Source organism: Massilia sp. Bi118, from assembly GCF_918697865.1.
In the GTDB taxonomy this organism is placed as follows: Bacteria; Pseudomonadota; Gammaproteobacteria; order Burkholderiales; family Burkholderiaceae_D; genus Telluria.
In genome coordinates this window covers 1-26,352 of record NZ_CAKKMV010000024.1, presented here as the reverse complement: position 1 = coordinate 26,352, position 26,352 = coordinate 1, and the positions used below count along the sequence as shown (strand labels likewise).

29 protein-coding genes are annotated in these 26,352 nt (G+C 64.6%); 24 read left to right on the top strand and 5 right to left on the bottom strand.

The window, feature by feature from the left end; all coding sequences use genetic code 11:
• Position 1: 1 nt before the first annotated feature.
• The 24 genes from LQV39_RS24670 to LQV39_RS24555 all read left to right on the top strand — a co-directional run bounded on the left by LQV39_RS24670 (position 2) and on the right by LQV39_RS24555 (position 21,644).
• Complete coding sequence (locus LQV39_RS24670; RefSeq protein WP_230029837.1) at positions 2–595, top strand: NADH-quinone oxidoreductase subunit C; 594 nt, start codon at positions 2–4, stop codon at positions 593–595.
• The gene (locus LQV39_RS24665) at positions 595–1,848 is read left to right on the top strand and encodes an NADH-quinone oxidoreductase subunit D (RefSeq protein WP_230029836.1); all 1,254 of its coding nucleotides are present in this window, start codon (positions 595–597) and stop codon (positions 1,846–1,848) included. Before LQV39_RS24670 ends, LQV39_RS24665 begins: the two co-directional genes overlap by 1 nt.
• A 32-nt stretch (positions 1,849–1,880) precedes the next feature.
• Positions 1,881–2,357, top strand: coding sequence for an NADH-quinone oxidoreductase subunit NuoE (gene nuoE, locus LQV39_RS24660; protein ID WP_230029835.1), 477 nt, complete (start codon positions 1,881–1,883; stop codon positions 2,355–2,357).
• Entirely contained in the window at positions 2,354–3,649 is a 1,296-nt protein-coding gene (gene nuoF / locus LQV39_RS24655; protein WP_230029834.1) for an NADH-quinone oxidoreductase subunit NuoF, read from the top strand. Before nuoE ends, nuoF begins: the two co-directional genes overlap by 4 nt.
• Positions 3,650–3,670: 21 nt before the next feature.
• Entirely contained in the window at positions 3,671–6,007 is a 2,337-nt protein-coding gene (gene nuoG / locus LQV39_RS24650) for an NADH-quinone oxidoreductase subunit NuoG (protein WP_230029833.1), read from the top strand.
• A 5-nt stretch (positions 6,008–6,012) separates the two neighbouring features.
• Complete coding sequence (gene nuoH, locus LQV39_RS24645; protein WP_230029832.1) at positions 6,013–7,095, top strand: NADH-quinone oxidoreductase subunit NuoH; 1,083 nt, start codon at positions 6,013–6,015, stop codon at positions 7,093–7,095.
• A 13-nt stretch (positions 7,096–7,108) separates the two neighbouring features.
• A complete protein-coding gene (gene nuoI / locus LQV39_RS24640) occupies positions 7,109–7,597 on the top strand; it encodes an NADH-quinone oxidoreductase subunit NuoI (RefSeq protein ID WP_230029831.1) in 489 nt (162 codons plus the stop codon).
• A 25-nt stretch (positions 7,598–7,622) separates the two neighbouring features.
• Positions 7,623–8,300 (top strand): NADH-quinone oxidoreductase subunit J, encoded by a 678-nt coding sequence (locus LQV39_RS24635; protein WP_230029830.1) that lies wholly within the window; start codon positions 7,623–7,625, stop codon positions 8,298–8,300.
• Complete coding sequence (gene nuoK / locus LQV39_RS24630; protein ID WP_036168632.1) at positions 8,297–8,605, top strand: NADH-quinone oxidoreductase subunit NuoK; 309 nt, start codon at positions 8,297–8,299, stop codon at positions 8,603–8,605. Before LQV39_RS24635 ends, nuoK begins: the two co-directional genes overlap by 4 nt.
• Positions 8,606–8,655: 50 nt before the next feature.
• On the top strand, positions 8,656–10,785 hold the full coding sequence (gene nuoL / locus LQV39_RS24625; RefSeq protein WP_230029829.1) for an NADH-quinone oxidoreductase subunit L: 2,130 nt from the start codon (positions 8,656–8,658) through the stop codon (positions 10,783–10,785).
• Between the two features lie 17 nt (positions 10,786–10,802).
• On the top strand, positions 10,803–12,305 hold the full coding sequence (locus LQV39_RS24620) for an NADH-quinone oxidoreductase subunit M (RefSeq protein WP_230029828.1): 1,503 nt from the start codon (positions 10,803–10,805) through the stop codon (positions 12,303–12,305).
• A gap of 18 nt (positions 12,306–12,323) precedes the next feature.
• Positions 12,324–13,838 (top strand): NADH-quinone oxidoreductase subunit NuoN, encoded by a 1,515-nt coding sequence (gene nuoN / locus LQV39_RS24615; RefSeq protein ID WP_230029827.1) that lies wholly within the window; start codon positions 12,324–12,326, stop codon positions 13,836–13,838.
• Positions 13,839–13,856: 18 nt separating this feature from the next.
• Positions 13,857–14,177 carry a DUF2818 family protein gene (locus LQV39_RS24610; RefSeq protein ID WP_230029826.1) on the top strand — a complete coding sequence of 107 codons (321 nt, stop codon included), beginning with the start codon at positions 13,857–13,859 and terminating at the stop codon, positions 14,175–14,177.
• A 61-nt stretch (positions 14,178–14,238) separates the two neighbouring features.
• The gene (locus LQV39_RS24605; RefSeq protein ID WP_230029825.1) at positions 14,239–14,805 is read left to right on the top strand and encodes an NUDIX domain-containing protein; all 567 of its coding nucleotides are present in this window, start codon (positions 14,239–14,241) and stop codon (positions 14,803–14,805) included.
• A 1-nt stretch (position 14,806) separates the two neighbouring features.
• Positions 14,807–15,535 (top strand): hypothetical protein, encoded by a 729-nt coding sequence (locus tag LQV39_RS24600; protein WP_230029824.1) that lies wholly within the window; start codon positions 14,807–14,809, stop codon positions 15,533–15,535.
• On the top strand, positions 15,536–16,240 hold the full coding sequence (gene ispD, locus LQV39_RS24595) for a 2-C-methyl-D-erythritol 4-phosphate cytidylyltransferase (protein WP_230029823.1): 705 nt from the start codon (positions 15,536–15,538) through the stop codon (positions 16,238–16,240).
• 5 nt (positions 16,241–16,245) lie between these two features.
• Entirely contained in the window at positions 16,246–16,752 is a 507-nt protein-coding gene (gene ispF / locus LQV39_RS24590) for a 2-C-methyl-D-erythritol 2,4-cyclodiphosphate synthase (protein ID WP_230029822.1), read from the top strand.
• Positions 16,753–16,931: 179 nt separating this feature from the next.
• Positions 16,932–18,170 (top strand): MFS transporter, encoded by a 1,239-nt coding sequence (locus LQV39_RS24585; protein WP_230029821.1) that lies wholly within the window; start codon positions 16,932–16,934, stop codon positions 18,168–18,170.
• A gap of 1 nt (position 18,171) precedes the next feature.
• Positions 18,172–18,480 (top strand): hypothetical protein, encoded by a 309-nt coding sequence (locus LQV39_RS24580; protein WP_230029820.1) that lies wholly within the window; start codon positions 18,172–18,174, stop codon positions 18,478–18,480.
• Positions 18,481–18,592: 112 nt separating this feature from the next.
• Positions 18,593–19,024 carry a TerB family tellurite resistance protein gene (locus tag LQV39_RS24575; protein ID WP_230029819.1) on the top strand — a complete coding sequence of 144 codons (432 nt, stop codon included), beginning with the start codon at positions 18,593–18,595 and terminating at the stop codon, positions 19,022–19,024.
• A gap of 27 nt (positions 19,025–19,051) precedes the next feature.
• Positions 19,052–19,606 carry an NADPH-dependent FMN reductase gene (locus LQV39_RS24570; RefSeq protein WP_230029818.1) on the top strand — a complete coding sequence of 185 codons (555 nt, stop codon included), beginning with the start codon at positions 19,052–19,054 and terminating at the stop codon, positions 19,604–19,606.
• Complete coding sequence (locus LQV39_RS24565) at positions 19,596–20,036, top strand: VOC family protein (RefSeq protein ID WP_230029817.1); 441 nt, start codon at positions 19,596–19,598, stop codon at positions 20,034–20,036. Before LQV39_RS24570 ends, LQV39_RS24565 begins: the two co-directional genes overlap by 11 nt.
• On the top strand, positions 20,033–20,920 hold the full coding sequence (locus tag LQV39_RS24560) for an ion transporter (protein ID WP_374199483.1): 888 nt from the start codon (positions 20,033–20,035) through the stop codon (positions 20,918–20,920). Before LQV39_RS24565 ends, LQV39_RS24560 begins: the two co-directional genes overlap by 4 nt.
• A gap of 106 nt (positions 20,921–21,026) precedes the next feature.
• Positions 21,027–21,644, top strand: a complete 618-nt coding sequence (locus LQV39_RS24555) for a phasin family protein (protein WP_230029816.1) — start codon at positions 21,027–21,029, stop codon at positions 21,642–21,644.
• Positions 21,645–21,647: 3 nt separating this feature from the next.
• Here LQV39_RS24555 and LQV39_RS24550 read toward each other — a convergent pair whose 3' ends face one another.
• The 5 genes from LQV39_RS24550 to LQV39_RS24530 form a co-directional block, all read right to left on the bottom strand.
• A complete protein-coding gene (locus tag LQV39_RS24550; protein ID WP_230029815.1) occupies positions 21,648–22,367 on the bottom strand; it encodes a LytTR family DNA-binding domain-containing protein in 720 nt (239 codons plus the stop codon).
• Positions 22,355–23,425 carry a sensor histidine kinase gene (locus LQV39_RS24545; protein ID WP_230029814.1) on the bottom strand — a complete coding sequence of 357 codons (1,071 nt, stop codon included), beginning with the start codon at positions 23,423–23,425 and terminating at the stop codon, positions 22,355–22,357. The genes LQV39_RS24550 and LQV39_RS24545 overlap by 13 nt, the downstream gene beginning before the upstream one ends.
• A gap of 73 nt (positions 23,426–23,498) precedes the next feature.
• Positions 23,499–24,017: a hypothetical protein gene (locus LQV39_RS24540; protein WP_307727872.1), complete on the bottom strand. Its 519-nt coding sequence runs from the start codon at positions 24,015–24,017 to the stop codon at positions 23,499–23,501.
• Between the two features lie 125 nt (positions 24,018–24,142).
• On the bottom strand, positions 24,143–25,105 hold the full coding sequence (locus LQV39_RS24535) for an FHA domain-containing protein (RefSeq protein WP_230029813.1): 963 nt from the start codon (positions 25,103–25,105) through the stop codon (positions 24,143–24,145).
• Positions 25,106–25,118: 13 nt separating this feature from the next.
• Positions 25,119–26,352: serine protease (locus tag LQV39_RS24530; protein ID WP_230029812.1), on the bottom strand; the 1,234-nt coding region annotated here is incomplete at its 5' end.

Below are 26,352 nucleotides of genomic sequence, written 5' to 3'. Positions count from 1 at the left end.
CATGACGACAAAACTCGAAGTCCTTGAGCTCGCCCTGAAGAATGCGCTCGGCGAGCGCGCTGCCATTTCGTCGGCGCTCGGCGAAGTAACCGTGGTAGTCAAGGCCGCCGACTATCTTGCAGCGATGCAGACCCTGCGCGACGACAAGTCGCTCGCTTTCGAAGAAATGATCGACCTGTGCGGCGTCGACTACCTGAACTACGGCGAAGGTACCTGGGACGGCCTGCGCTTCGCGGTGGTGACCCACCTGCTGTCGATCGAGCACAACTGGCGCGTGCGCGTCCGCGTGTTCTGCCCGGACGACGAGATGCCGCTGGTGCAGTCCATCACCGGCATCTGGCGCAACGCCAACTGGTTCGAGCGCGAAGCGTTCGACCTGTTCGGCATCCTGTTCGAAGGCCACGGCGACCTGCGCCGCATCCTGACCGACTATGGCTTCATCGGCCACCCGTTCCGCAAGGACTTCCCGATTTCGGGCTATGTCGAGATGCGCTACGACCCCGAGCAGAAGCGCGTGATCTACCAACCGGTCACGATCGAACCGCGTGAAAACATTCCGCGCGTGATCCGCGAAGAAACCTACGGGATGAAATAATGGCTGAGCTTAAGAATTACACCCTGAACTTTGGTCCGCAGCACCCGGCAGCGCACGGCGTGCTGCGCCTCGTGCTGGAACTGGACGGCGAGGTCATCCAGCGCGCCGACCCGCACATCGGCCTGCTGCACCGCGGCACCGAGAAGCTGGCCGAGACCCGCACCTACCTGCAGTCGGTGCCCTACATGGACCGCCTCGACTACGTGTCGATGATGTGCAACGAGCACGGCTATGTGCTGGCGATCGAGAAGCTGCTGGGCATCGAAGCTCCGATCCGCGCACAGTACATCCGCGTGATGTTCGACGAGATCACCCGCATCCTGAATCACCTGATGTGGCTGGGCGCGCACGCGCTGGACATCGGCGCGATGGGTCCCTTCCTGTACGCCTTCCGCGACCGCGAAGACCTGTTCGACGTCTATGAAGCGGTGTCGGGCGCGCGCATGCACGCGGCCTATTACCGCCCGGGCGGCGTGTACCGCGACCTGCCGGACGTCATGCCGCAGCACAAGCCTTCGCTGGTGCGCAGCCAGCGCGCAGTGGACGAGCTGAACGAAATTCGCAAGGGTTCGGTGCTCGACTTCATCGACGGCTTCACCAAGCGCTTCGACGGCTACGTGGACGAGTACGAGACCCTGCTGACCGACAACCGGATCTGGAAACAGCGTACCGTCGGCATCGGCGTGGTGACCCCGGAAGACGCGAAGGGCATGGGCTTCTCGGGCCCGATGCTGCGCGGCTCGGGCATCGCCTGGGACCTGCGCAAGACCCAGCCGTACGCGGTGTACGACAAGCTGGACTTCGACATCCCGGTCGGCACCAACGGCGACTCCTACGACCGCTACCTGGTCCGTATCGAAGAGCTGCGCCAGTCGAACCGCATCATCAAGCAGTGCATCGCCTGGCTGCGTGCGAATCCGGGCCCGGTCATGATCGACAACCACAAGATTGCGCCGCCGTCGCGCGTCGACATGAAGTCGAACATGGAATCGCTGATCCACCACTTCAAGCTGTTCACCGAAGGCTTCCACGTGCCGCCGGGCGAGGCGTATGCCGCCGTCGAGCACCCGAAGGGCGAGTTCGGCATCTACATCGTGTCGGACGGCGCCAACAAGCCCTACCGCCTGAAGATCCGCACCCCGGACTACGTTCACCTGCAGAGCCTGGATGAAATGGCGCGCGGCCACATGATCGCCGACGCCGTGACCATCATCGGTACGCAGGACATCGTGTTCGGTTCGATCGACCGCTGAACCGGTCGATAAGCGACGTAAGGAAGAGAAAAATGTTATCTGAGCAGTGCTTACAAAAAATCGACCGCGAGCTGGCCAAGTACCCGGCTGACCAGCGCCAGTCGGCCGTGATGGCCGCGCTGGCCCACGCCCAGGTCGAAAAGGGATGGCTGGCGCCGGAAACGATGCAGGAAGTTGCCGACTACATCGGCATGCCGGCGATCGCGGTCCAGGAAGTGGCCACCTTCTACAACATGTACAACCTGAAGCCGGTCGGCAAGCACAAGATCACCGTGTGCACCAACCTGCCGTGCGCCCTGTCGGGTGGCGAGCGCGCCGCCCAGCGCATCAAGGACGCGCTCGGCATCGATTTCCGCGGCACCACCGAAGACGGCAAGTTCACCCTGCTGGAAGGCGAGTGCATGGGCGCCTGCGGCGACGCACCCGTCATGCTGCTGAATAATCACCAGATGTGCTCGTTCATGAGCGACGAGAAAATCGATGCCCTGCTGGAGGAACTGAACAAATGACCAGCCTGCACAACCGTCACATCAATCCGCTGATCCTGAAGGACCTGGACGGCGAGAACTGGCACCTGGCGGACTACGTCAAGCGCGGCGGCTACTCGGCCCTGCGCAAGATCCTGGAAGAGGGCATCGCCCCGGAGCAGGTCATTGCCGACCTGAAGGCCTCGGGCCTGCGCGGCCGCGGCGGCGCCGGTTTCCCGACCGGCCTGAAGTGGAGCTTCATGCCGCGCCAGTTCCCGGGCCAGAAATACCTCGTCTGCAACACCGACGAAGGCGAGCCGGGCACCTTCAAGGACCGCGACATCATCCGCTACAACCCGCATTCGCTGATCGAAGGCATGGCCATCGGCGCGTACGCCATGGGCATCACCGTGGGCTACAACTACATCCACGGCGAGATCTTCCAGGAATACCTGCGCTTCGAAGAGGCGCTGGAAGAGGCGCGCGCCGCCGGTTTCCTGGGCGATAACATCATGGGTTCGCAGTTCAGCTTCCAGCTGCACGCGCACCACGGTTACGGCGCCTACATCTGCGGCGAAGAAACCGCACTGCTGGAATCGCTGGAAGGCAAGAAGGGCCAGCCGCGCTTCAAGCCGCCGTTCCCGGCCTCGTTCGGACTGTACGGCAAGCCGACCACGATCAACAACACCGAGACCTTCGCGGCCGTGCCCTTCCTGCTGAACATGGGCCCGGAAAACTACATGGCCCTCGGCAAGCCGAACAACGGCGGCACCAAGATCTTCTCGATCTCGGGCGACGTCGAGCGTCCAGGCAACTACGAAATCCCGCTCGGCACGCCATTTGCGAAGCTGCTGGAACTCGCCGGTGGCATGCGTGGCGGCAAGAAGATCAAGGCAGTCATTCCTGGCGGTTCCTCCGCGCCGGTGATTCGCGGCGAAGTCATGATGGAAACCGACATGGACTACGACTCGATCGCGAAAGCCGGTTCGATGCTCGGTTCGGGCGCGGTGATCGTCATGGACGAGACCCGCTGCATGGTCAAGTCGCTGCTGCGCCTGTCGTACTTCTATTACGAAGAATCCTGCGGCCAGTGCACGCCATGCCGTGAAGGCACCGGCTGGCTGTACCGCATGGTGCACCGTATCGAAAACGGCCAGGGCCGTCCGGACGACATCGAGCTGCTGAACAATGTCGCGTTCAACATCAAGGGCCGTACCATTTGCGCGCTCGGCGAAGCCGCCGCGATGCCTGTGGAAGCCATGATCAAGAACTTCCGTGAGGAATTCATTCATCACATCGAGCACAAGCAATGCTTGGTGCCCGCATACCTTTAAACCAGGTCAGGTAACGATCAAATGGTTGAAATTGAATTAGACGGCAAGAAAGTAGAAGTCCCGCCAGGTTCCATGGTGATGGACGCCGCGAACAAACTGGGAACCTACGTCCCGCACTTCTGCTATCACAAGAAATTGTCGATCGCAGCGAACTGCCGCATGTGCCTGGTCGAAGTCGAAAAGGCACCGAAGCCGATGCCCGCCTGCGCGACCCCGGTCTCGCCGGGCATGATCGTGCGCACCCACAGCGACAAGGCCGTGGCCGCACAGAAGTCGGTCATGGAATTCCTGCTGATTAACCACCCGCTGGATTGCCCGATCTGCGACCAGGGCGGCGAATGCCAGCTGCAGGATCTGGCCGTCGGCTACGGCAAGAGCAACTCGCGCTACGAAGAAGAAAAACGCGTGGTGGTGCCGAAGGAAGCCGGCCCGCTGATCTCGATGGAAGAGATGAGCCGCTGCATCCAGTGCACCCGTTGCGTGCGCTTTGGCCAGGAAGTGGCCGGCGTGATGGAATTCGGCATGGTCGGCCGCGGCGAGCACTCGGAAATCACGACCTTCGTCGGCAAGACCGTCGACTCGGAAGTGTCGGGCAACATGATCGACCTGTGCCCGGTCGGCGCGCTGACCAGCAAGCCTTTCCGTTATTCCGCACGTCCGTGGGAACTGCAGCGCCGCAAATCGGTGTCGCCGCACGACTCGCTGGGCACCAACCTGATCGTCCAGGTCAAGGGCGGCAAGGTGATGCGCGTGCTGCCGCTGGAAAACGAAAACATCAACGAGTGCTGGATCTCGGACAAGGACCGCTTCGCTTACGAAGCGCTGGACAACGCCGACCGCCTGGTCAAGCCGATGGTCAAGCAGGACGGCAAGTGGATCGAGACCGAGTGGCAGACCGCCCTCGAGTACGTCGCCCACGGCCTGCGTAACATCCGTCACGAGCACGGCGCCGACAGCATCGCCGCCGTCGCGACCCCGCACTCGACCGTCGAAGAACTGTTCCTGCTGCAGAAAGCCATGCGCGGCTTCGGCATCGAGAACGTCGACTTCCGCCTGCGCCAGAGCGACTTCGCGCTGGACGGCGCGGTCGTGCCGCACCTGGGCATGCCGATTGCCGAACTGTCGGCGCTCAAGCGCGTGCTGGTCGTCGGTTCCTTCCTGCGCAAGGACCACCCGCTGGCCGCGACCCGCCTGCGCGCCGCCGTCAAGTCGGGCGCCAAACTGAACATCGTCCACGGTTCGGACGAGGACAACCTGATCCCGACCGCCGGCCGCATGATCGTGTCGCCGTCGGAATGGCTGGCTGCGCTGTCCGGCATCGTGGTGGCTGTCGCCGCTGCGAAAGGCATCGCTGCCCCGGCCGGCTTCGAAGGCATCGAGGCTTCGGATGCGGCGAAGGCTATCGCCGCTACCCTGGTGGTGGAAAACGCCGCAGACCTGCCGGGCGCTGTCCTGCTGGGTAACGCCGTCATGCAGCATCCGCAAGGCTCGGCGCTGCACGCCGCCGCCCAGTGGATCGCCGAGCAGACCGGCGCCAAATTCGGCTACTTCGTGGACGCCGCCAACACCGTCGGCGGCTACCTCGTGAATGCTATCTCGAACAACGCCGCGAACCTGTTCGCCCAGCCGAAAAAGGCCTATGTGCTGCTGAACGCCGAGCCGGAACTGGACGCCGCCAACCCGCAGCAAGCCATCAAGGCCCTGCAGGGCGCCGAGATGGTCGTCGCGATGTCGGCCTTCAAGCACGGCATGGACTACGCCGACGTGTTGCTGCCGATCTCGCCGTTCAGCGAGACCGCCGGCACCTTCGTCAACTGCGAAGGCCGCGCACAGAGCTTCAACGGCACCGTCAAGCCGCTGGGCGAGACCCGTCCCGCCTGGAAAGTGCTGCGCGTGCTGGGCAACCTGCTGGGCCTGTCGGGCTTCGATTACGAGAACTCGGAATCGATCCGCGACGAAGCGCTGGGCAAGGGTGTCACCGACCTGTCGTCCAAGCTGAACAACGTGGCCAAGCTGGCCCCGACTTCGGCCAAGTTCGGCCATGAAGCCGACCTGAAGCTGGAGCGTCTGGCTGACGTGCCGATCTACTTCGCCGACGCCATCGCGCGCCGTTCGGAACCGCTGCTGCGCACCGCCGATGCACAGGCCCCGCTGGCCACCATCTCGCACAAGCTGGCCGAGGTGCTGGGCGTGCAGGCCGGCGACATGGTCACCGTGCAGCAAGGGGAGGGCAGTGCGACCCTGGTCGCCGCCATCGACAAGCGCCTGCCGGCGAATGTCGTGCGCGTGGCCGCGGCTCACCAGCTGACCTCGTCGCTGGGCGCCATGTTCGGTCCGATTTCGATTGAAAAGGCTTAATCAAAATGTCGATGCCTGACGTACTCAATAGTTTTTATGCCGGCGGTGAAACCCTGGTGGGTCCGACCGTCTGGACCTTCGCCTGGACGCTGCTGAAAATCGTCTGCGTGCTGCTGCCGCTGATGGGCCTGGTGGCCTATCTGGTGCTGTGGGAGCGCAAGCTGATCGGCTGGATCCACATCCGCGTGGGTCCGAACCGCGTGGGCCCGCTGGGCCTGCTGCAGCCGATCGCCGACGCGCTCAAGCTGCTGCTCAAGGAAATCGTGGTCCCGGCGAAAGCCACCCCGAGCCTGTTCATCATCGGCCCGATCATGACCATCATGCCGGCCCTGGCCGCATGGGCCGTCATTCCTTTCGGCCCGGAATCGGCGCTGGCCAACGTCAACGCCGGCCTGCTGCTGCTGCTGGCGATCACCTCGATGGAAGTCTACGGCATCATCATCGCCGGCTGGGCTTCGAACTCGAAGTACTCGTTCATGGGCGCCATGCGCGCCTCGGCCCAGATGATTTCGTATGAAATCCCGATGGGCTTCGTGATGGTCGTGATCCTGATGGTGTCAGGTTCGCTGAACTTCTCCGACATCGTCGGCGCGCAGACCCGCGGCTACTTCGCCGGCATGGGCGTGAACCTGCTGTCGTGGAACTGGCTGCCGCTGCTGCCGCTGTTCGTCGTCTACATCACCTCCGGCCTGGCCGAGTGCAACCGCCACCCCTTCGACGTGGTGGAAGGCGAATCGGAAATCGTGGCCGGCCACATGGTCGAGTATTCGGGCATGTCCTACGCGATGTTCATGCTGGCCGAATACGCCAACATGATCCTGGTCGCGACCCTGGCATCGATCATGTTCCTGGGCGGCTGGCAGGCACCGTTCTCCTTCCTGGAATTCGGCGCGCTGGGCGGCTTCTTCTGGCTGTTCGCGAAGGCCTTCCTGGTCGTGTCGCTGTTCGTGTGGGTGCGCGGTACCTTCCCGCGCTACCGCTATGACCAGATCATGCGCCTGGGCTGGAAAGTGTTCATCCCGCTGACCCTGGTGTATCTGGTCCTGGTCGCCGGCGTCATGCAGACGTCGTGGAACCCCTGGAAGTAAAGAGGCGCAAGAAATGACTCGAGTAAAAGACTTTTTCGGCAGCCTGATGCTGTCCGAACTGATCAAGGGCCTGGCGCTGACCGGAAAATACGCGTTCTCGCGCAAGATCACGGTGCAGTACCCGGAAGAAAAGACCCCGATCTCGCCGCGTTTCCGCGGCCTGCACGCGCTGCGCCGCTACCCCAACGGGGAAGAGCGCTGCATCGCCTGCAAGCTGTGCGAAGCGGTGTGCCCGGCAATGGCGATCACGATCGAATCGGCGCAGCGCGAAGACGGCACCCGCCGCACCACGCGCTACGACATCGACCTGACCAAGTGCATCTTCTGCGGCTTCTGCGAAGAATCCTGCCCGGTCGATTCGATCGTCGAGACCCAGGTGCTGGAATACCACGGTGAAAAGCGCGGCGACCTGTACTACACCAAGGAAATGCTCCTGGCCGTGGGCGATCGCTACGAAGACGAGATCGCCGCGGCGCGCAACGCCGACGCGAAGTACCGTTAATAACAAGAGGGCTCCTGCGTAAGTCATGGAATTCACAACTGTTCTGTTCTACGTGTTCTCGGCGATCATGATCGTCGCCGGGTTGCGCGTCATTACCGCCAAGAACCCGGTTCACGCCGCGCTGTTCCTGGTGCTCGCGTTCTTCAACGCCGCCGGCATCTGGATGCTGCTGAAGGCCGAGTTCCTGGCCATCGTGCTGGTGCTGGTCTATGTCGGCGCCGTGATGGTGCTGTTCCTGTTCGTCGTGATGATGCTGGACATCAACGTCGACCGCATGCGCGAAGGCTTCTGGGGCTATCTCCCGATCGCCTCCGGCATCGGCGCGCTGGTCGTGCTGGAGATGGCCGCCGTCCTGTGGCGCGGTTTCCTCGGCACCGCCGAGGCGCCGGCTGAAGCGGCCGTCGGCCACATCGGCGGCACCCGCGAACTGGGCCGCCTGATCTATACCCAGTACATCTACGGCTTCGAGATCGCCGGCCTGATCCTGCTGGTCGCGATCATCGCCGCCGTCGCCCTGACCCTGCGCAAGCGCAAGGACACCAAGGCCATCGACCCGGCCCTGGCCGTCAGCGTCAAGCGTAACGACCGCCTGCGCATCGTCAAGATGCAGGCCATCGACCAGAAGGCGATCGACGCCGCGGCTGTCGCAGCCGCTGCTGCGAAGGCCGAGGCAGCCGCAGCCGCCAACAAGGAGAACCCATGACTCTGTCGCTCGCTCACTATCTGATCCTGGGCGCGATCCTGTTCGCGATCTCGGTGGTCGGTATTTTCCTGAACCGGAAGAACATCATCATCCTGCTGATGGCCATCGAACTGATGCTGCTGGCAGTGAACCTGAACTTCGTCGCCTTCTCGCACTATCTGGGTGATGCAGCAGGGCAGATCTTCGTGTTCTTCATCCTGACTGTCGCGGCCGCCGAATCGGCGATCGGCCTGGCGATCCTGGTGGTCCTGTTCCGTAACCTGGACACGATCAACGTGGAAGACCTCGACAGCCTGAAGGGCTAATCGGTTTGTTCTGTGAACTCCTCGATAAACAAGACATAAGGCTATAGAAAATGACGGGGCCAATTAACCCTAACCTCTTGCTGGCGGTGCCACTCGCACCGCTCGCGGGCTCGGCGATCGCCGGCCTGCTCGGCACCAAGTTCTTCGGGAACGTGGTCGGCCGCAAGGTGTCGCATACCGCGACCATCGCTGGCGTGTTCATCGCCATGGTCCTCTCGATCATGACCCTGATGGACGTGCTGGACGGCCAGACTTTCAACGGCGACGTCTACACCTGGATGACCATCGGCAGCATGAAGATGGCGGTCGGTTTCCAGATCGACGCGCTGTCCGCCATGATGATGTGCGTGGTGACCTCGGTGTCGCTGATGGTCCACATCTACACGATCGGCTACATGGCCGAGGATGACGGCTACAACCGCTTCTTCTCGTACATCTCGCTGTTCACGTTCTCGATGCTGATGCTGGTCATGTCCAACAACTTCCTGCAGCTGTTCTTCGGCTGGGAAGCGGTGGGCCTGGTTTCGTACCTGCTGATCGGCTTCTGGTACACCCGCCCGACGGCCATCTTCGCGAACATGAAGGCCTTCCTGGTGAACCGCGTCGGCGACTTCGGCTTCATCCTCGGCATCGGCCTGCTGCTGGCCGCGACCGGCTCGATGGATTACCAGGAAACCTTCCGCCACGCCGGCGCGCTGTCCGCGATGACCGTGCCGGGCACCGACTGGCCGCTGCTGACCGCCGCCTGCATCTGCCTGTTCATCGGCGCGATGGGTAAATCGGCGCAGTTCCCGCTGCACGTCTGGCTGCCGGACTCGATGGAAGGCCCGACCCCGATCTCGGCGCTGATCCACGCGGCGACCATGGTGACCGCCGGTATCTTCATGGTGTCGCGCATGTCGCCGCTGTTCGAGCTGTCGGACACCGCGCTGTCCTTCATCATCGTGATCGGTTCGATCACCGCGCTGTTCATGGGCTTCCTGGGCATCATCCAGAACGACATCAAGCGCGTTGTTGCTTATTCCACGCTTTCTCAGCTGGGCTACATGACGGTCGCACTGGGCGTGTCGGCGTACAACGTCGCCGTGTTCCACCTGATGACCCACGCCTTCTTCAAGGCGCTGCTGTTCCTCGGCGCGGGCTCCGTCATCATCGGCATGCACCACGACCAGGACATGCGCAACATGGGCGGCCTGCGCAAGTACATGCCGATCACCTGGATCACCTCGCTGCTCGGTTCGCTGGCCCTGATCGGTACCCCGTTCTTCGCCGGTTTCTATTCGAAGGACTCGATCATCGAGGCCGTGCACGAGTCCCACCTGTGGGGTTCGGGCTTTGCCTACTTCTCGGTCGTGGCCGGCGTGTTCATCACCGCCTTCTACTCCTTCCGCATGTACTTCCTGGTGTTCCACGGTAAAGAGCGTTTCGGCCAGGCGCATGCGCATGACCACCACGACGATCATGCGCACCACGCGCACCACGCGGATACCAACCAGGGCAATGAAGGCCACGATCCGACCGCGCTGCACGAAGCCACCGCGCACCACGAGGAAGACGAAGACGACCACGGCCACCACGGCCTGGCCCCGGGCCAGAAGCCGCACGAGTCGCCGCTGGTGGTGACCCTGCCGCTGATCCTGCTGGCGATCCCGTCGGTCATCATCGGTTTCTTCGCCATCAAGCCGATGCTGTACGGCGGCTTCTTCGACAAGGTCATCACCATCAACACCGAGCGTCACCCGGCGATGGAAAAGCTGGCCGAAGAGTTCCACGGCCCGCTGCAGATGGCCCTGCACGGCTTCACCTCGCTGCCGTTCTGGCTGGCCCTGGCCGGCGTGGTCGCAGCCTACTACTGCTACATGATCAACCCGCGCGTGCCGGCTGCCTTCTACAAGGCGCTGCGCCCGATCCACACCCTGCTGGATAACAAGTACTACATGGACAAGTTCAACGAAGTCGTGTTCGCCGGCGGCGCACGCGGTGTTGGCAAGGCCTTGTGGCAGGTGGGTGACCGCGTGCTGATCGACGGCCTGGTCGTCAACGGTTCCGCCAAGCTGGTGGGCTGGTTCTCGACCATCGTCCGCACGTTCCAGACTGGTTATATCTACCACTATGCGTTCGTGATGATCCTGGGCGTGCTGGGTACGCTGCTGTACTTCTTCCCGTTCTGGCACGCTTAAACAGAGAGAAAAACAAGATGCAGTCCACGATTTCCTCCTACCCGTACCTGAGCCTTTCGGTCTGGCTTCCGATCATCTTCGGTGTGATCGTGCTGGCCGTCGGCCGTGACAGCAAGGCGGGCTTCACCCGCGTGCTGTCGCTGATCGGCGCGGTGGTCAGCTTCCTGCCGACCATCCCGCTGTTCACCCAGTTCAGCAATACCGCCCACGGTCCCCAGTTCGTCGAAAAGGCGGCCTGGATCGAGCGCTTCAACATCCAGTACTACCTGGGTATCGACGGCCTGAGCCTCTGGTTCGTGCCGCTGACCGCCTTCATCACGATCATCGTCATCATCTCCGCCTGGCAGGTGATCGAGGAACGCGTGGCCCAGTACATGGGCTCCTTCCTGATGCTGTCGGGCCTGATGATCGGCGTCTTCGTCTCGCTGGACGGCCTGCTGTTCTACTTCTTCTTCGAAGCCACCCTGATCCCGATGTTCATCATCATCGGCGTGTTCGGCGGCCCGAACCGGGTGTACGCGGCATTCAAGTTCTTCCTGTACACCTTCATGGGTTCGCTGCTGACCCTGATCGCGATCATCTACCTGTACAACCAGTCGGGCGGTTCCTTCGATATCCTGGCCTGGCACAAGCTGCCGCTGAGCATGAAGGAGCAGGTCCTGATCTTCATCGCCTTCCTGATGGCCTTCGCCGTCAAGGTGCCGATGTTCCCGGTCCACACCTGGCTGCCGGACGCCCACGTGGAAGCGCCGACCGGCGGTTCCGTGGTGCTGGCCGCGATCATGCTGAAGCTGGGCGGTTACGGTTTCCTGCGATTCTCGCTGCCGATCGCCCCTGACGCCTCGCACTACCTGGCGCCGCTGATCATCGTGCTGTCGCTGATCGCCGTGATCTACATCGGCCTGGTGGCGATGGTCCAGAAGGACATGAAGAAACTGGTCGCTTACTCGTCGATCGCCCACATGGGCTTCGTCACCCTCGGCTTCTTCATCTTCAACGAGATCGGCGTGCAGGGCGGTATCGTCCAGATGATCTCGCACGGCTTCGTGTCGGGCGCCATGTTCCTGTGCATCGGCGTGCTGTACGACCGCATGCACTCGCGCGAAATCGCCGACTACGGCGGCGTGGTGAACCGCATGCCGAAGTTCGCCGCCTTCTCGGTCCTGTTCGCGATGGCCAACTGCGGCCTGCCGGCGACCTCGGGCTTCGTGGGCGAATTCATGGTCATCCTCGGCGCCGTCCAGTTCAACTTCTGGACCGGCCTGCTGGCCGCCACCGCCCTGATCCTGGGCGCGGCCTACTCGCTGTGGATGGTCAAGCGCGTCATCTTCGGCAAGATCGGCAACAAGCACGTGGCCGAACTGACCGACCTGAACGGCCGCGAGTTCTTCATGCTGGGCGTGCTGGCGATCCTGACCATCTACATGGGCCTGTATCCGGCGCCGTTCACCGACTCGCTGCAAGTGTCGGTGGCCGACCTGCTGCAGCATGTGTCGGTCAGCAAGCTGCCGATGCACTAAGCAGGAAACTACAAAGATATGAATCCGATGATTAATACGACTCTTTCTGCGGCGTCCATCAACATGGCGCCCTTGTCCGCGGAAATCTTCCTGGTGGTCGCGTCCTGCGCGATTCTCCTGATCGACATGTTCCTGAAGGAAGGGAAGCGGAACATTACCTACGTCCTGTCGCTGCTGACCCTGGTCGGCTGCGCAGTGATCACCTATGGCGATTTCAACGCCGGCACTACGACCTACACGTTCTTCAACATGTTCGTGTCGGACCCGATGGCCAACCTGCTGAAGCTGTTCACCTACCTGGCGGTCGGCATCACCCTGGTGTATTCGCGCCAGTACTCGGGCGACCGCGGCATGATGTCCGGTAACATGGGCGGCGAGTTCTACGTCCTGGCCCTGTTCACCATGCTGGGCCAGATGATCATGATCTCCGGCAACAACATGCTGCCGATCTACCTGGGCCTGGAACTGATGTCGCTGTCGCTGTACGCGCTGGTGGCAATGCGCCGCGACCACGCGATCTCGACCGAAGCCGCGATGAAGTACTTCATCCTGGGTTCGCTGGCCTCGGGCTTCATGCTCTACGGTATCTCGATGATCTACGGCGCCACCGGTTCGCTGGACATCAGCACCATCGCCAAGCTGACCGCCGCCAACGCCGCCAACCACACCATCCTGGTGTTCGGCCTGGTGTTCGTCGTCGCCGGCATGGCCTTCAAGCTGGGCGCCGTGCCCTTCCACATGTGGGTGCCGGACGTGTACCAGGGTTCGCCGACCGGCGTGACCCTGCTGCTGGGCGCCGCGCCGAAGCTGGCTTCGTTCGCGATGATGATCCGCATCCTGGTCGAAGGCCTGCTGCCGATGGCTTTCGACTGGCAGCAGATGCTGCTGGCCCTGGCCGTGCTGTCGCTGGCCGTCGGCAACCTGACCGCGATCTCGCAAACCAACATCAAGCGTATGCTGGCCTACTCGACCATCGCCCAGCTCGGCTTCGTCCTGCTCGGCATGATGGCCGGCGTGACCAACGGCAGCGCCGCCAACGCAGCGCCGGCCTACAGCGCCGCCATGTACTACACCATCACCTACGTGCTGACCACCCTGGGCAGCTTCGGCCTGGTGATGATGCTGGCGCGCTCGGGCTTCGAAGCGGAAGAAATCGCCGACTTCAAGGGCCTGGCCAAGCGCAGCCCGTGGTACGCCCTGGTCATGACCGCACTGATGTTCTCGCTGGCCGGCGTGCCGCCGATGATGGGCTTCATGGCCAAGTGGGCGGTCCTGCAGGCCGTGGTCGCCACCGGCCAGTACTGGCTGGCCGTGGTCGCCGTGCTGTTCTCGCTGATCGGCGCCTTCTACTACCTGCGCGTCGTGAAGACCATCTGGTTCGACGAAGCGGTGGACGTCTCGCCGATCAAGACCCCGCTGGACATGCGCGTGGCCCTATCGCTGAATGGCGTGCTGGTGGTGCTGCTGGGCGTGATGCCGGGCTCGCTGCTGGCAGCCTGCCTGAGCGCCATGACCCAGACCCTGGGTTCGTAAGCTCGGTTGACCTGACCTGTGGACTTGTCCCTGGCAACCTGGTTGGTGATCGCGGTCGCGATCGCGTTCGCCAACCTGCCTTTCCTGAACGAGAGCGTGTTCGGCTTCATCCCCCTGAAGCCAGCGCAGGGCAGGGCGCACGCGAAGTTCTTCGTCGTGCGCCTTCTCGAGTTGTTTGTTTTATACTTCCTCGTCGGCGGGCTCGCCTATCTGCTGGAATCCCGGATCGGAAACACGTTTCCGCAAACCTGGGAATTCTATGCAATCTCGGCTTGCATGTTCGTCGTCCTGGCCTTCCCCGGTTTCGTCCTTCGTTACCTGCGCAAGCGCCGGCACTGAGCACCCGCGTCCATGGCGCCGGTGCTGTTGAATAACCAGCATCACCGGAGCTACCCTTACCATGGACACCCAGGATTCCCATCTGAGAGAAACGCGCATCGACGGCGAGCTGGCCTACGATGGCCACTTCCTCAAAGTCACCCGCGACCGCATCAAGCTGCCCGACGGCTCGGAAACCCAGCGCGAGTTCATCCGCCACCCGGGCGCCGTCGTCATCCTGCCGCTGCTGCCGGACGGCCGCGTGCTGCTCGAGCGCCAGTTCCGCTATCCGAACGACCGCGTCTTCATCGAATTCCCGGCCGGTAAAATCGACCCGGGCGAGGAAGCGCTGGCCACCGCCAAACGCGAGCTGGAAGAGGAAACCGGCTACAGCGCCAAAGAGTGGAACTTCGTCTGCACCATCCACAACGCCATCGCCTACTCGGACGAGCACCTCGACATCTTCCTGGCGCGCGACCTGACCAAGGGCGAAGCGAAGCTGGACGAAGGCGAGTTCCTCGAACTCTTCAGCGCCACCGTTCCGGAGCTGCTGGAGATGGTGCGCAGCGGCCAGATCACCGACGTCAAGACCATCATCGGCACTTTCTGGCTGGAGAAATACGCCGCCGGCACCTGGACCCCAGGCTGAGATGGGACTACGTGCGCTGCTGCTTGCGCTGATGCTGCTCACGGCGGCGGACGAAGCGGCGGCGCGCACGCCTTTCCAGGCACGCTGCGAGGCGCGCCAGCTGGGACTCGATACCGACAGCCGGCCGACCTGGGTCCGGGTCGAAGCGCATGACAGCGGCTACCGCGTCGACAACAGCCTGTCCTGGCGCAGCCTCACCCGCATCAAGCGCGGCCGCGCCGGCGACTTCGTGCTGGGCCTGACGCGCGCCGAGTCGCGCGTGGCGATCAGTCTCGAAGGGGCCATCGTCAGCGACCCGGACACGGGCGAAGAATGCATGCTGCCGCAACTTGGCGTCAGCCTTTCCTACCTGCCGATCGTTATCTACGTTGGGAGCGAGTTCGCGCAGGGCAGCTGTACGTATCGCGAGATACTTGCGCATGAGATGCGCCATCTCAAGGCCTACATAGCCTACCTGCCGAAAGTGGAAAGCAGGGTGCGGGAAACATTGGGACTGCGCTTCGATGGCCGGCCGGTGTACGCTGCGCGCGGCCAGGCGCTGACGCGCGTGCAGGCGGAACTGGACGGTCGCTGGATGCCCTTCATCAAGCGGGAGATGGGCAAGGCCAAGGCTCTGCAGACAGGCATCGACAGTCCCGGCGAGTACGCGCGTCTCAGCAAAGTTTGCCAAGGTGAGGTACAGTCTCTTATTGGATCGACAAGACGCGAACCTTCAACATCAAGCCCATAAATGAACCAAGCACCACGTTACTTTGCCTTAATTCCCGCCGCGGGCGTCGGCGCCCGCATGGGTGCGGGCAGCCCCAAGCAGTACCTCAAACTCGGCGGCAAGCCGATGCTGCGCCACACCCTGGACGCCTTCCAGTCCAGCGACCTGATCGCCCACACCTTCGTGGTGGTGAGCCCGGACGATCCCTACATCGACAGCGTTGCCCCGCACCATGGCGTGACCGTGCTGCGCTGCGGCGGCGACAGCCGCATGGAATCGGTGCGCAACGGCCTGGCCGTGCTGGCGAATACGCTGGCGCCCACGGACTGGGTGCTGGTGCATGACGCCGCCCGTCCCGGCCTGACCGCCGAGCTGATCGAAAAGCTGATCACCACGACCGGCGAGCACCCGGTCGGCGGCCTGCTGGGCCTGCCGGTGGTCGACACCGTCAAGCGCTGCATCGAAGGCGAAGCCTGCGGCACCATTCCGCGCAACGGCCTGTGGCTGGCGCAAACGCCGCAAATGTTCCGCTATCAATTGCTGCGCGAAGCCCTGACGGCGGCGACGGACCCGAATACGATTACCGATGACGCCAGTGCGGTTGAAGCCCTCGGATTGACCCCCAAGTTGGTCGAAGGGCATCCCCGCAACCTGAAAGTGACGCTGCCGGACGATATCCGGATCGCCGAGCTGTACCTGGCAGTGTCCCAACCTGAACTCGTGTGAACACCATGGCTCTTGCATCGTATAACCCCACTCCGCCGTTCCGCATCGGGACCGGCTATGACTGCCACGCCCTGGTCGAGGGCCGCAAGCTGATCGTCGGCGGCGTCACCATCCCGCACCGCCTCGGCCTGCTGGGCCACTCGGATGCCGACGTGCTGCTGCACGCCATCATCGACTCCCTGCTGGGCGCCGCCGCGCTCGGCGACATCGGCAAGCACTTTCCGGATACCGACCCGATGTTCGCCGGCGCCGACTCGCGCACCCTGCTGCGCGAGGTCGCCTCGCGCGTGATCGCCACCGGCTACACCATCGGCAACATCGACGCCACCATCATCGCCCAGCAGCCGAAGATGGCGCCGCATATTCCGCAGATGGTGTCGCGGATTGCGGAGGACCTGGGCGTCTCGCCGCAGCAGGTGAACATCAAGGCCAAGACCAACGAAAAGCTGGGCTTCCTCGGGCGCGAAGAGGGGATGGCGGCGCAGGCGACTGCGTTGCTGGTGAAGATGTAAATCGTCGTTCCCGCGAAAGCGGGAACCCATGCTGGGCTTCCGGATTCAGTCGGTTTGAAGAGCCGCGGCTGCTTCAAATGTACCGAATTCTGTTCCTCAATATGGGTCCCCGCCTTCGCGGGGACGACGGTTTTGGGGTCTCGTCTGCAACATCCTCCGCTCCATGCGACACTGTCGAAATGACGACCCAGACCCCGATGAGCCCGCGCGCAGCCTGGCTCCTGATCCTCTCCGCCAGCGCGATCCTCATGCTCACGATGGCGGCGCGCCTGACCACCGGCCTGTTCCTTTCGCCCATCAACACATCCACCGGCCTCGGCGTCGCCTCGATCAGCCTGGCGATGGCGGTCGGCCAGTTCATGTGGGGCGCCTCGCAGCCCATCTTCGGCGCCGTCGCGGACAAGTACGGTCCGGCGCGCGTGATCGTGCTGGGCGGCGTGATGCTGGCCATCGGCCTGGCCGCCACGCCCTTCGTGTCCTCGCAGTTCGGCCTGATGCTGACCCTGGGCGTGCTGTCCGCGGCCGGGGCCGGCGCCGGCAGCTTCTCGATCCTGATCGGCGCCACCGCCCAGCGCCTGCCCGCCGAGCGCCGTCCCTTCGCGGCCGGCTTCATCAATGCAGGCGGCTCCTTCGGGCAATTCGTGTTCTCGCCGCTGGTGCAGGCGATCATCCAGGCCAGCGGCTGGGTGGTGGCGATGGTCTCGCTGGCGGCGACCACGCTGCTGACCATCCCGCTGGCTTTCCTGATGCGCGGCCAGAAAGCGCCGGCGCATGCATCCACGACTGCCGCCGACGAGTTCACGCTCGGCCGCCAGGTGCGCGCCGCCATGCGCGACAAGAGTTATCTATGCCTGCACGCCGGCTTCTTCACCTGCGGCTTCCACATCGCCTTCCTGGTCACCCACCTGCCGGGCGAGGTTGGCCTGTGCGGCCTGCCGGCCGGCGTGTCCGCCACGGCGCTGGCCCTGATCGGCCTGTTCAACATCGCCGGTTCGCTGGTGGCCGGCGCGCTCGGGCAGCGCTACCGCATGAAGTGGCTGCTGGCCGCGATCTACGGCGGCCGCGCCCTCATCATCGCCATCTACCTGCTGGCGCCGAAGACCGCGCTGACCTTCTATATCTTTGCGGCGGCGCTCGGCTTCAGCTGGCTTGCGACCGTGCCGCCGACGGCCGGGCTGGTCGGCAAGCTGTTCGGTACGCGCTACCTGTCGACCCTGTTCGGCCTGACCCTGCTGTCGCACCAGGTCGGCGGCTTCTTCGGCGCCTGGCTGGGCGGACTGGCCTTCGTGCACTTCGGCGACTATTCGTGGATGTGGTACGCGGACATCCTGCTGGCCCTGGCAGCAGCCCTGGTCAACCTGCCGATCCGCGAAGCGGTCCCGCACAGCACGGCCGCCGCAGCCGCAGCGAAAGCCTGAGATGGCGCGCGACCCCTGGGCCTACCGCGACGTCGCTGTCGAGTCCTTCATCGACCCGCGCAGCGGCGCCTTGCGGATCCGGCCGATGGCGGGCCAGGCCTACGCGACCTCGATGCGGGTGCAGTGCGCGCGCACGCTGCGCGATCCGGACCTGTATCCGGCCGGGACACGCTTCCTGATCCGCGCCAAGCTGACCGACCGGCAGGGCGGGGCGCCTTACCTGTATGCGCATCACGGCGATGCGGTGAAGGTGCTGGCGGGCCGCGAGCTGGAATCCTTCCTGGATGAATACCGGCGCCGGCGGATTTGAGCGGCATTAATAAGACTTCGAAAAAACCAGAGAAACGATCAAGGTTTCTGCGGTTTTAACTTTGTGAGTCAGGCATTACTCTGAGGCTTCCAACATCTGAGGAGTGCATGCAATGCGTTCGTATCCCACCAACAGCACCAAAGCGGTATCGAGACTGCTGGCCCTGACCATGATCGTCGACGGCCATCTGGCGCCATCGGAGCTCAAGGCCATACGCGCCTCGAGCGTGCTGCCGCGGGCCGCGCTCGACGAGGACGAGTTCGACGACGTGGTCCGCGACCTGTGCGAAGACCTGCTCGCCACCGCCGCACGGCGCTGCAGCGCGGAGGTCGAGATCGACGGCCGCCTGCTCGATACCCTGCTCGGCGAAGTCGAGGACCCGGCGCTGCGCATCTCGGTCATGAAGGCGATGCTGGACATCGTGCATGCGGACGAGGTGCTGGATGCCCGCGAGACCCTGCTGATCGAGCGCGCATTCAAGGCCTGGTCCGGGCCGGGCGCACAAGGCCGGCAGCTTGCATGGAGCAACACGGTTATGATGTAGCCATTCCGCAAACACAAGAGGATCGTCATGGCAACTCGCAAGATTGCAGTACTGGTCGGCAGCCTCCGCAGGGAGTCCTTCACCCGCAAGCTGGCCAAGCAGCTGATGCTGGTGGCCCCGCCCACGCTGGAGCTGGAGATCGTCAACATCGCCGGGCTGCCGATGTACAACCAGGATGACGAGACCGATACCCCGCCGCCGCGCTGGACCGAGTTCCGCGACCGCATCCGCGACGTCGACGGCGTGCTGTTCTGCACGCCCGAGTACAACCGCTCGCTGCCGGGCGCGCTGAAGAATGCCATCGACGTCGGCTCGCGGCCCTACGGCAAGGCGGTCTGGAGCGGCAAGCCCTGCGCCGTGGTCAGCAACTCGCCGGGCGCGCTGGGCGGCTTCGGCGCCAACCACGCGGTGCGCCAATGCCTGGTGTTCCTCAACATGCCCTGCATGCAGTCGCCGGAGGCCTATATCGGCGGCATCGGCAACAAGTTCGATGGCGACAAGCTCACCGACGAATCGCTGAACGGCTTCCTGCAGCAGTTCATGGAATGCTTCGCCACCTGGGTCGAGCGCCATGCCGATTGACGCGCAGACTGCGGCGCGCGGACCGATCGCCATCCGCGAGATCGACCACGTGGTCTTGCGCGTGATCGACCTCGCGCGCATGCAGCGCTTCTACCATGAGGTGCTGGGCTGCGCCGAGGTGAGGCGCCAGGATGAGATTGGCCTGGTGCAGCTGCGCGCCGGCAGCGCCATGCTGGACCTGATGCCGGTGGACAGCAAGTTGGGCCGCATAGGCGGCGCCGCGCCCGGGAAGGAAGGACGCAACGTCGACCATGTCTGCTTCCGCGTCGAGCCGTTCGACCCTGACGCGATCCGTGCTCACCTGGCGGCGCACGGGGTGGAAGCGGGGCCGGTCGAATCGCGCTTCGGCGCCGAGGGTGAAGGGCCGTCGATCTACCTGCACGACCCGGAGGGCAACATGATCGAACTGAAGGGGCCTGCCGCAAAGTGAAGCCGCAACAGCGCGCCGACCAGCACTACGTTTCCCAAGTCCCGAATTCCTACGGCAAGCCGCCGCCGGGTCTGCGGCGGCGCATGTTCGACGTCATCTTCGAGGCCGACACCCCCGCCGGGCGCCGCTTCGACATCGCACTGGTGTTCGCCATCATGCTCAGCATCCTGGTGGTGGTGCTGGACAGCGTGCCGGGCCTGCACAGCGAATACGGCAAGACCCTGAACCTGGTCGAATGGGGCTTCACGGTGCTGTTCAGCATCGAATACCTGGCGCGCGTCATCTGTGTACAGCGGCCCTGGCGCTATGCCACCGGCTTCTACGGCGTGATCGACCTGCTTGCCGTGCTGCCGACTTATTTCTCCCTGCTGGTGCCGGGCAGTAATTTGTTCCTCGACATCCGCATCCTGCGCCTGCTGCGCGTGTTCCGCATCTTCAAGCTGACTCTCTACATCGAGGAATACACGCGCCTGGGCGAAGCCCTGTCCGCCAGCCGCCGCAAGATCATGGTGTTCCTGTCGGTGGTGCTGATGGCGATCCTGATCCTCGGCACCGTGATGTACGTGGTCGAAGGGCCGCAGAACGGCTACACCAGCATTCCGGTGGCGATGTACTGGGCCACCGTGACCATGACCACGGTCGGCTACGGCGACATCACACCGCACACCCACCTCGGCAAGGCGATCGCGTCCTTCATGATGCTGATGGGCTGGGGCATCCTGGCGGTACCGACCGGCATCGTGACGGCCGAACTGTCGGCGCGCCGTGCCGACCGCCGCCATGGCGCGGCGCGCATCCTGGCCGCGCGCGACTGCCCGTCCTGTGGCAGCAGCGGCCATGAGGCTAGCTCCCGCTTCTGCAAGGACTGCGGCGCGGCTTTTTGAACGCAGGGTTTTCAAGCCCTTCACCCTTGGCGCATATCAAACGCGCATAGCCTCAGGTCTTTAGGCTTCTACCTTCATGTCCAACCACACCATACGAGGCAAGCTTATGTATCCGTTTCCGCAGAACGTCACCCCGGCAGTGCGCACCCACGTCGATGCCCAGACTGCCTTCCTGAACGACATGTCGAAATCGCTGTTCAAGTCCTTCTCGCAGATGTGCGACCTGAACATCCAGCTGATGCAGACCCTGATCGAGGAGTCCACGCTGGCCAGCAAGCACATGCTGAGCGCGGACCGCCAGACCGAGCTGTTGAGCGCCGCCACCGCACGCGCCCAGCCGACCAGCGACAAGCTGCGCGCCTACCAGCAGCACATCACCCGCCTGGCCGCCGACGCCCAGGTGGAGCTGACCAAGGTCACCGAGCAGCACGTGCAGACCACCGCCCGTACCGCACGCGCCCTGGCCGACGAAGTCGCGCGCGACGCCACCGAGCAGACCGAGCGCAGCCTGCGCGCCCAGCAGGAAACCGTGCGCCAGTTTACCGATCCGTTTGCCCGCACCGGCAATGGCGCCGCTTCGCAGTACCGCAGCGGCGATGGCGCCCAGGGCGGCGCCGGCGATGCCCAGGCAGGGCAGCAGCATGCCCAGAGCGGCGCGCAGCCGCCCGCCAGCCAGGCCAGCCAGCGTAGCGAGCGCGGCGAACGCGGCGCGACCACGCATTAAGCCTTAAGTCGCCTGGATCCCCAGGCGTTCCATCACGGCGGCGCGGTACTGGCGGCTGCAGGGCACGCGGGCGCCGCCGCGCAGCACCAGTTCGCAATCGCCCTTGTCGAGCGGGACCACGCGCTCGATGCAGGCCAGCTGTACGGCGGCGCGCCGGTGGCAGCGCAGGAAGGCGGGGCCGAGGCGCTCGGCCAGGCCGCCCAGGGTCTGGCGCAGCAGCGGGCTGCCCGACGGCGTATGCAGCACCACGTAGTTGTCCGCGCTTTCGATCCAGCCGATCTCGAGCACCGGCACCACGCGCGTGGCGCCGCGCTCCGACACCAGCAGCTGGTGCAAGGGCAGGGCCGGCAAGGCTTGCGGCGCCGGCGACTGCATACGCTCGCGTAGTCTTTGCACAGCCCGCGCCAGCCGCGCCGCGTCATAAGGTTTCAGCAGGTAGTCGATGGCGCCGGCGTCGAAAGCCTGGATCGCGTACTGGTCCCAGGCCGTCACGAACACGATGGCGGGCGCCGGTTCCGGCAGCGAGGCCGCCAGCTCGATGCCCGACAGTTCCGGCATGGCGATGTCGAGGAAGAGAGCGTCCGGCTCGGATGCGGCTATCCGTTCGAGCGCCTCGATGCCGTCCGCCGCTTCATCGATGGCGGTGACGCCGGCTTCCGCAGCCAGCAGGCGCCGCAGCTTGTCGCGCGCCGGCTTCTCGTCGTCGACGATCAGGATGCGCATGGCAGCCTCAGCTCGGCACGCACGCCGCCGCCATCGCGGGCCGCCAGGGACAGCGAGGCGCGCGGCCCATGCAGCGCCGCCAGGCGCGCGCGCAGGTTGGACAGGCCGATGCCGCAGCCTTTGCCGGCATCGCCCGGGCTGTCGTCGAGATGGCCGTCGTCATCGACGCGCAGCACCAGTTTGTCGGACTCGCGCTGCGCCGAGACTTCGATATGCGTCATCCCGCGCCGTTTTTCGACCGTGTGCCTGAACACGTTCTCCAGCAACGGCTGCAGGCTCATCACCGGCAGCGGCTGGGCCAGCAGGGCCTCGTCGATGCGCCAGGCGATCTCGACCCGGCCGGCGAAGCGTTCCGCCATCACGCCGGCATAGCCGCGCGCGATGTCGAGCTCGGCCTGCAGCGGCGCCTCGATGGCCTCGCCCAGGGATAGCGTGGTGCGCAGCACGCCGGCCAGCTGCATCAGGGTGGCGTCGGCTTTTTCGACATCCACGTGCATCAGCGAGGAGATCGTGTTGAGGGAATTGAACAGGAAGTGAGGCTGCATCTGCTGGGCCAGGCGCTGCAGCTGGGCCTGCTGCTGCAGGGCGATCGCCTGCTGCGCGCGCAGCTGGGCTTCGACCAGGGCCTGGTAGGACTTGATGCCGAAGCGGACCGCGGTGAACAGGCCGACGAAGATCGAGATCTTCATCGACTCATAAAGGAAGAGCTGCGGCCACGGGTCGTGCCGGTAGGTGTCGCCGGCCAGCGCATACACGGCGTGGCGGATGCCGAAGGCAAGCGGCGTGAACACGAGCCACCACAGCGGCAGCCACAGCGCCTCGCGCGCGAACCAGCGCAGCGGGCTGCCGAGCAGGTGCTCATGGCTGCGCGAGAAGCGCAGCTGCAGCAGCACCATGAGCGTCGCCACCAGCGCCGACGAGCCTTCCCACAGGATGGGCTTCCACAGGTCGGGACTGTGCTCGTTGCGCTGGAAGTCCTGGATGGCCACCAGCACCATCAGGGTCCAGAACAGGGTCCAGGCCAGGATGAAGATGAAGTTGCGGCGGAGATTCGGCATGGCAGGATCATCTGCCATCCTTGTTACTTTGTCAAAATCTCCGCGCCAATTTCATCACTGGCGAACGGCTGGCTTACTGGGTGATGGGGGCGGCAGGGGTAGCGTTAGTGACCGGGGGCGTGGCAGGCGCCGGCGTCACCTCCGGCGCCGGCGCCGGCATCGGGCTAGGCGCCGGCGTCGGCATCGGGCTGGGCGCCGGCGCGGCGGCGTCAACCGGAGCCGGGCTAGCTTCAGGCGTCGGCGTCATGGCCGGCGCCGGGGCGGCGGACTCCTCGCTGTCCTTCATGGTGTCGGCCTTCGCAACGTGCCTGGCCTTGCTCTTCGTGTGCTTGGCGCTGGTCTTCGCCGCCTTGGCAGGTGCCTTCGCCGCCTTCGTGTCCTCCTGCGCCATGTTCATGTCGGCCTGGGCCGGCGGCGTCTCGGCACGTGCAGCCTTGGCATCGGCCTTCGCCGCCTTGGCAGCCTTGAGGTCGGCATTGTTGACGAGCACGGCTTGCCTGGCGGCCGGTTTCGCGGTGGCCGGGGCGGGCGTCTGGGCAAAGGCTGCGGTGGCGAACAGGCCGGCAATCACGGTAACGATGGTTTTTTTCATGGTGAAGGGTCCTCAGCTGTTTATCGGTAGGTATCACTCTTCGTCAAACGTGAGCCCGCTACCGTCTGTTGACGCACTTTACAAACACTTACGCGCCTGACAGCTGCTTACAGGCTTTGCAATATTCAGTTCTCGAGTTCATCTTCGCCCGGCTTGCGCCCCCGTCCGCGGTCGAGCGCCGGCTTCATGCCTTCGACCTCGCGCATGAATTCGTCGATGCCGTGGTCCTGGCTGACCCGCACCGCGGGCGGCAGCAGCACCGCCATGTACAGCTCGTCCGACAGGCGGCCGGTGCGCTGGAGGTTGTAGGCCAGGATCAGGCCGGAGCCGAGCATGGCCATGCCGGCCGCGATCCAGCGGTAGCGGCGCCGGTTCTGCGGATCGACCGTGCCCAGGTGAAAGTAGACCATGCCGGCCACCAGCAGCGTTGCCGCATGCGAGGCGTAGCGTGTGAAGGCTTCGAGCGAGAAGGCATAGGCGATGGTGGCCGCCAGCAGGCTTGTGGCGGCCAGCGCGGCCAGGCCGCAGCCGAACACGAACAGGTGGCGGCCCAGCCGCGCGTGGCGCCCGAACAGGCGGTTGGCGAAGGCCCAGCCGCCGCTCCACAGCAGGGCCGCGCCGGCGCCCCAGGCCAGGGCTTCGAAGTAGCGCACGAATTCGAAGTACTGGGTGTCGCTGAGCCAGCGCGCGAACAGGGCGAAGCCCGCGGTCAGCAGGATGCCCGCCGCCCCGGGCAGCGCGCCTTCCCAGCGGTGGAAAGTGCGGTCCTCGAGTTCGGGCGCGACCGGAAAGCTGGCCGCGCGCACGCGCAGCGAGGTATGGCCGATGCGCACCACGGTGTCGCCCGACAGCACCACTTCCTGCAGCCGCTTGCCGCGGTGATTCAGGCCGTTCCTGCTGCCCAGGTCGCGCAGCACCAGGCGTCCGGCGGCGTCCAGTTCGATGCGCGCGTGGCTGGCGGCGACATAGTCGTCGTCGATGATGAAGTCGTTGTCGTAGCCGCGTCCCAGGCGGATCGGCAGGGCGTCGATGCAGTGGCGCTGCAGTACGTCGCCGTTGCGCGCCACGGTCTCGATGAACCAGCTCATTGTATCCGCCTGCTCATTGTGCCCGTCCTTTTTGCTGACGCCTTCCCAGCGCGGACAGGAAGGCGCGGGTGGCGCGCATGCCGTTGTCGAAGGAGACGCCGGCGAGGTCGAGGCGGCTCTGCAGGCTGGCCTGGGCGTCGCCGGTGCTGGCGGTGAGCAGGGTGAAGTTGTACAGGCCGGCAAACTTGCGGTAGGCGCGCACGCAGGTGACGGCGCGCAGCGGCAGGCTGGCCGTGTGCACGAACATCTCGGTGCAGGACGGGCGGGTCAGGCGGGTATCGCGCGAGGCGCCGATGCGGTCGACCCGGAAGCGGCCGCTGGCCAGCGCGGAAAACTGCAGCGGATGCATGCCGGCCGAACGCAGGTAGAGGTGGGACATGGACACGTGCCCGGTCTGCTGGCTGTCCGAAACGTAGACCGCGACCTCCATCGCGCAGCTGACGGAATCGCCGGTGTACTCGGCCTCCAGGCGGAAGTTCGAGCGCCCCCAGCAGCGCAACTGCTGCGACTCGCGCACCGGCACGTGATAAGGCCCCATGGTCTTGATCGACAAGGGCTCGGCCAGCAGGCGGGCTATCATCTCTCGCTGGTGGGCCAGCAGCTGCTGGGCGATCAGCGGGTTGAAGTTCTTCGGCGGATGCGGTTGCGTGGCGACCTTGCGCAGCAGTTCCTGGGCATAGCGCACCGGCACCAGGAAGCTGACCGACTCGCCGTCCAGGCGCTTGGAGACGTTCACGCCGGCCACGGTGCCGGACACCGTCACGCTCGGGCCGCCGCTCATGCCGGAGTTGATCGGGCCGGTAAAGACCAGCTGGTCGTAGAAGCTGCGCCTGACCACGCCGTTGTACGACCCTTCCGAGATCGCGAAGCCGAGATCGAGCGGGTTGCCGAGCGAGTACAGGTACTGGCCCTGGGTCAGCTTGACCGGATGGTCGGGCACCTGGAAGAAACCGGTGCCGGCGCGGTTCACGCGCACCACGGCCAGGTCGTGCAGCACGTCGACCGCCATCAGCTCCACGGGGCCGGTCTTGCCGTCGGTGTCGACGTATTCGCCGATGTAGACGTCCGGGTCGAGCGCCATCTGCGACACCACGTGGTAATTGGTCAGCACCAGGTTGCCGGTGCCGACCAGGAAGCCCGAGCCCACCGTCGACTGGCTGCGGCCATTCTTCAGCAGCATGCGGATCTGCAGCAGGTCGCCCCTGGCGGCCGAGTACAGGTCCTGGGCGGCGGTGGACGGCGTGGGC

Excerpts from the sequence above, each read along its gene's own strand:
- LQV39_RS24605 (WP_230029825.1), top strand. The coding sequence starts at position 14,239 with ATGGACACCCAGGATTCCCATCTGAGAGAAACGCGCATCGACGGCGAG.
- nuoL (WP_230029829.1), top strand. The coding sequence starts at position 8,656 with ATGACGGGGCCAATTAACCCTAACCTCTTGCTGGCGGTGCCACTCGCA.
- LQV39_RS24580 (WP_230029820.1), top strand. The coding sequence starts at position 18,172 with ATGGCGCGCGACCCCTGGGCCTACCGCGACGTCGCTGTCGAGTCCTTC.
- LQV39_RS24535 (WP_230029813.1), bottom strand. The coding sequence starts at position 25,105 with ATGAGCTGGTTCATCGAGACCGTGGCGCGCAACGGCGACGTACTGCAG.
- LQV39_RS24600 (WP_230029824.1), top strand. The coding sequence starts at position 14,807 with ATGGGACTACGTGCGCTGCTGCTTGCGCTGATGCTGCTCACGGCGGCG.
- LQV39_RS24575 (WP_230029819.1), top strand. The coding sequence starts at position 18,593 with ATGCGTTCGTATCCCACCAACAGCACCAAAGCGGTATCGAGACTGCTG.
- nuoK (WP_036168632.1), top strand. The coding sequence starts at position 8,297 with ATGACTCTGTCGCTCGCTCACTATCTGATCCTGGGCGCGATCCTGTTC.
- LQV39_RS24670 (WP_230029837.1), top strand. The coding sequence starts at position 2 with ATGACGACAAAACTCGAAGTCCTTGAGCTCGCCCTGAAGAATGCGCTC.
- nuoI (WP_230029831.1), top strand. The coding sequence starts at position 7,109 with ATGACTCGAGTAAAAGACTTTTTCGGCAGCCTGATGCTGTCCGAACTG.
- nuoG (WP_230029833.1), top strand. The coding sequence starts at position 3,671 with ATGGTTGAAATTGAATTAGACGGCAAGAAAGTAGAAGTCCCGCCAGGT.
- LQV39_RS24565 (WP_230029817.1), top strand. The coding sequence starts at position 19,596 with ATGCCGATTGACGCGCAGACTGCGGCGCGCGGACCGATCGCCATCCGC.
- LQV39_RS24620 (WP_230029828.1), top strand. The coding sequence starts at position 10,803 with ATGCAGTCCACGATTTCCTCCTACCCGTACCTGAGCCTTTCGGTCTGG.
- LQV39_RS24540 (WP_307727872.1), bottom strand. The coding sequence starts at position 24,017 with ATGAAAAAAACCATCGTTACCGTGATTGCCGGCCTGTTCGCCACCGCA.
- LQV39_RS24555 (WP_230029816.1), top strand. The coding sequence starts at position 21,027 with ATGTATCCGTTTCCGCAGAACGTCACCCCGGCAGTGCGCACCCACGTC.
- LQV39_RS24635 (WP_230029830.1), top strand. The coding sequence starts at position 7,623 with ATGGAATTCACAACTGTTCTGTTCTACGTGTTCTCGGCGATCATGATC.
- LQV39_RS24545 (WP_230029814.1), bottom strand. The coding sequence starts at position 23,425 with ATGCCGAATCTCCGCCGCAACTTCATCTTCATCCTGGCCTGGACCCTG.
- nuoE (WP_230029835.1), top strand. The coding sequence starts at position 1,881 with ATGTTATCTGAGCAGTGCTTACAAAAAATCGACCGCGAGCTGGCCAAG.
- LQV39_RS24570 (WP_230029818.1), top strand. The coding sequence starts at position 19,052 with ATGGCAACTCGCAAGATTGCAGTACTGGTCGGCAGCCTCCGCAGGGAG.
- nuoF (WP_230029834.1), top strand. The coding sequence starts at position 2,354 with ATGACCAGCCTGCACAACCGTCACATCAATCCGCTGATCCTGAAGGAC.
- LQV39_RS24665 (WP_230029836.1), top strand. The coding sequence starts at position 595 with ATGGCTGAGCTTAAGAATTACACCCTGAACTTTGGTCCGCAGCACCCG.
- ispD (WP_230029823.1), top strand. The coding sequence starts at position 15,536 with ATGAACCAAGCACCACGTTACTTTGCCTTAATTCCCGCCGCGGGCGTC.
- nuoN (WP_230029827.1), top strand. The coding sequence starts at position 12,324 with ATGAATCCGATGATTAATACGACTCTTTCTGCGGCGTCCATCAACATG.
- LQV39_RS24585 (WP_230029821.1), top strand. The coding sequence starts at position 16,932 with ATGACGACCCAGACCCCGATGAGCCCGCGCGCAGCCTGGCTCCTGATC.
- LQV39_RS24550 (WP_230029815.1), bottom strand. The coding sequence starts at position 22,367 with ATGCGCATCCTGATCGTCGACGACGAGAAGCCGGCGCGCGACAAGCTG.
- nuoH (WP_230029832.1), top strand. The coding sequence starts at position 6,013 with ATGTCGATGCCTGACGTACTCAATAGTTTTTATGCCGGCGGTGAAACC.
- ispF (WP_230029822.1), top strand. The coding sequence starts at position 16,246 with ATGGCTCTTGCATCGTATAACCCCACTCCGCCGTTCCGCATCGGGACC.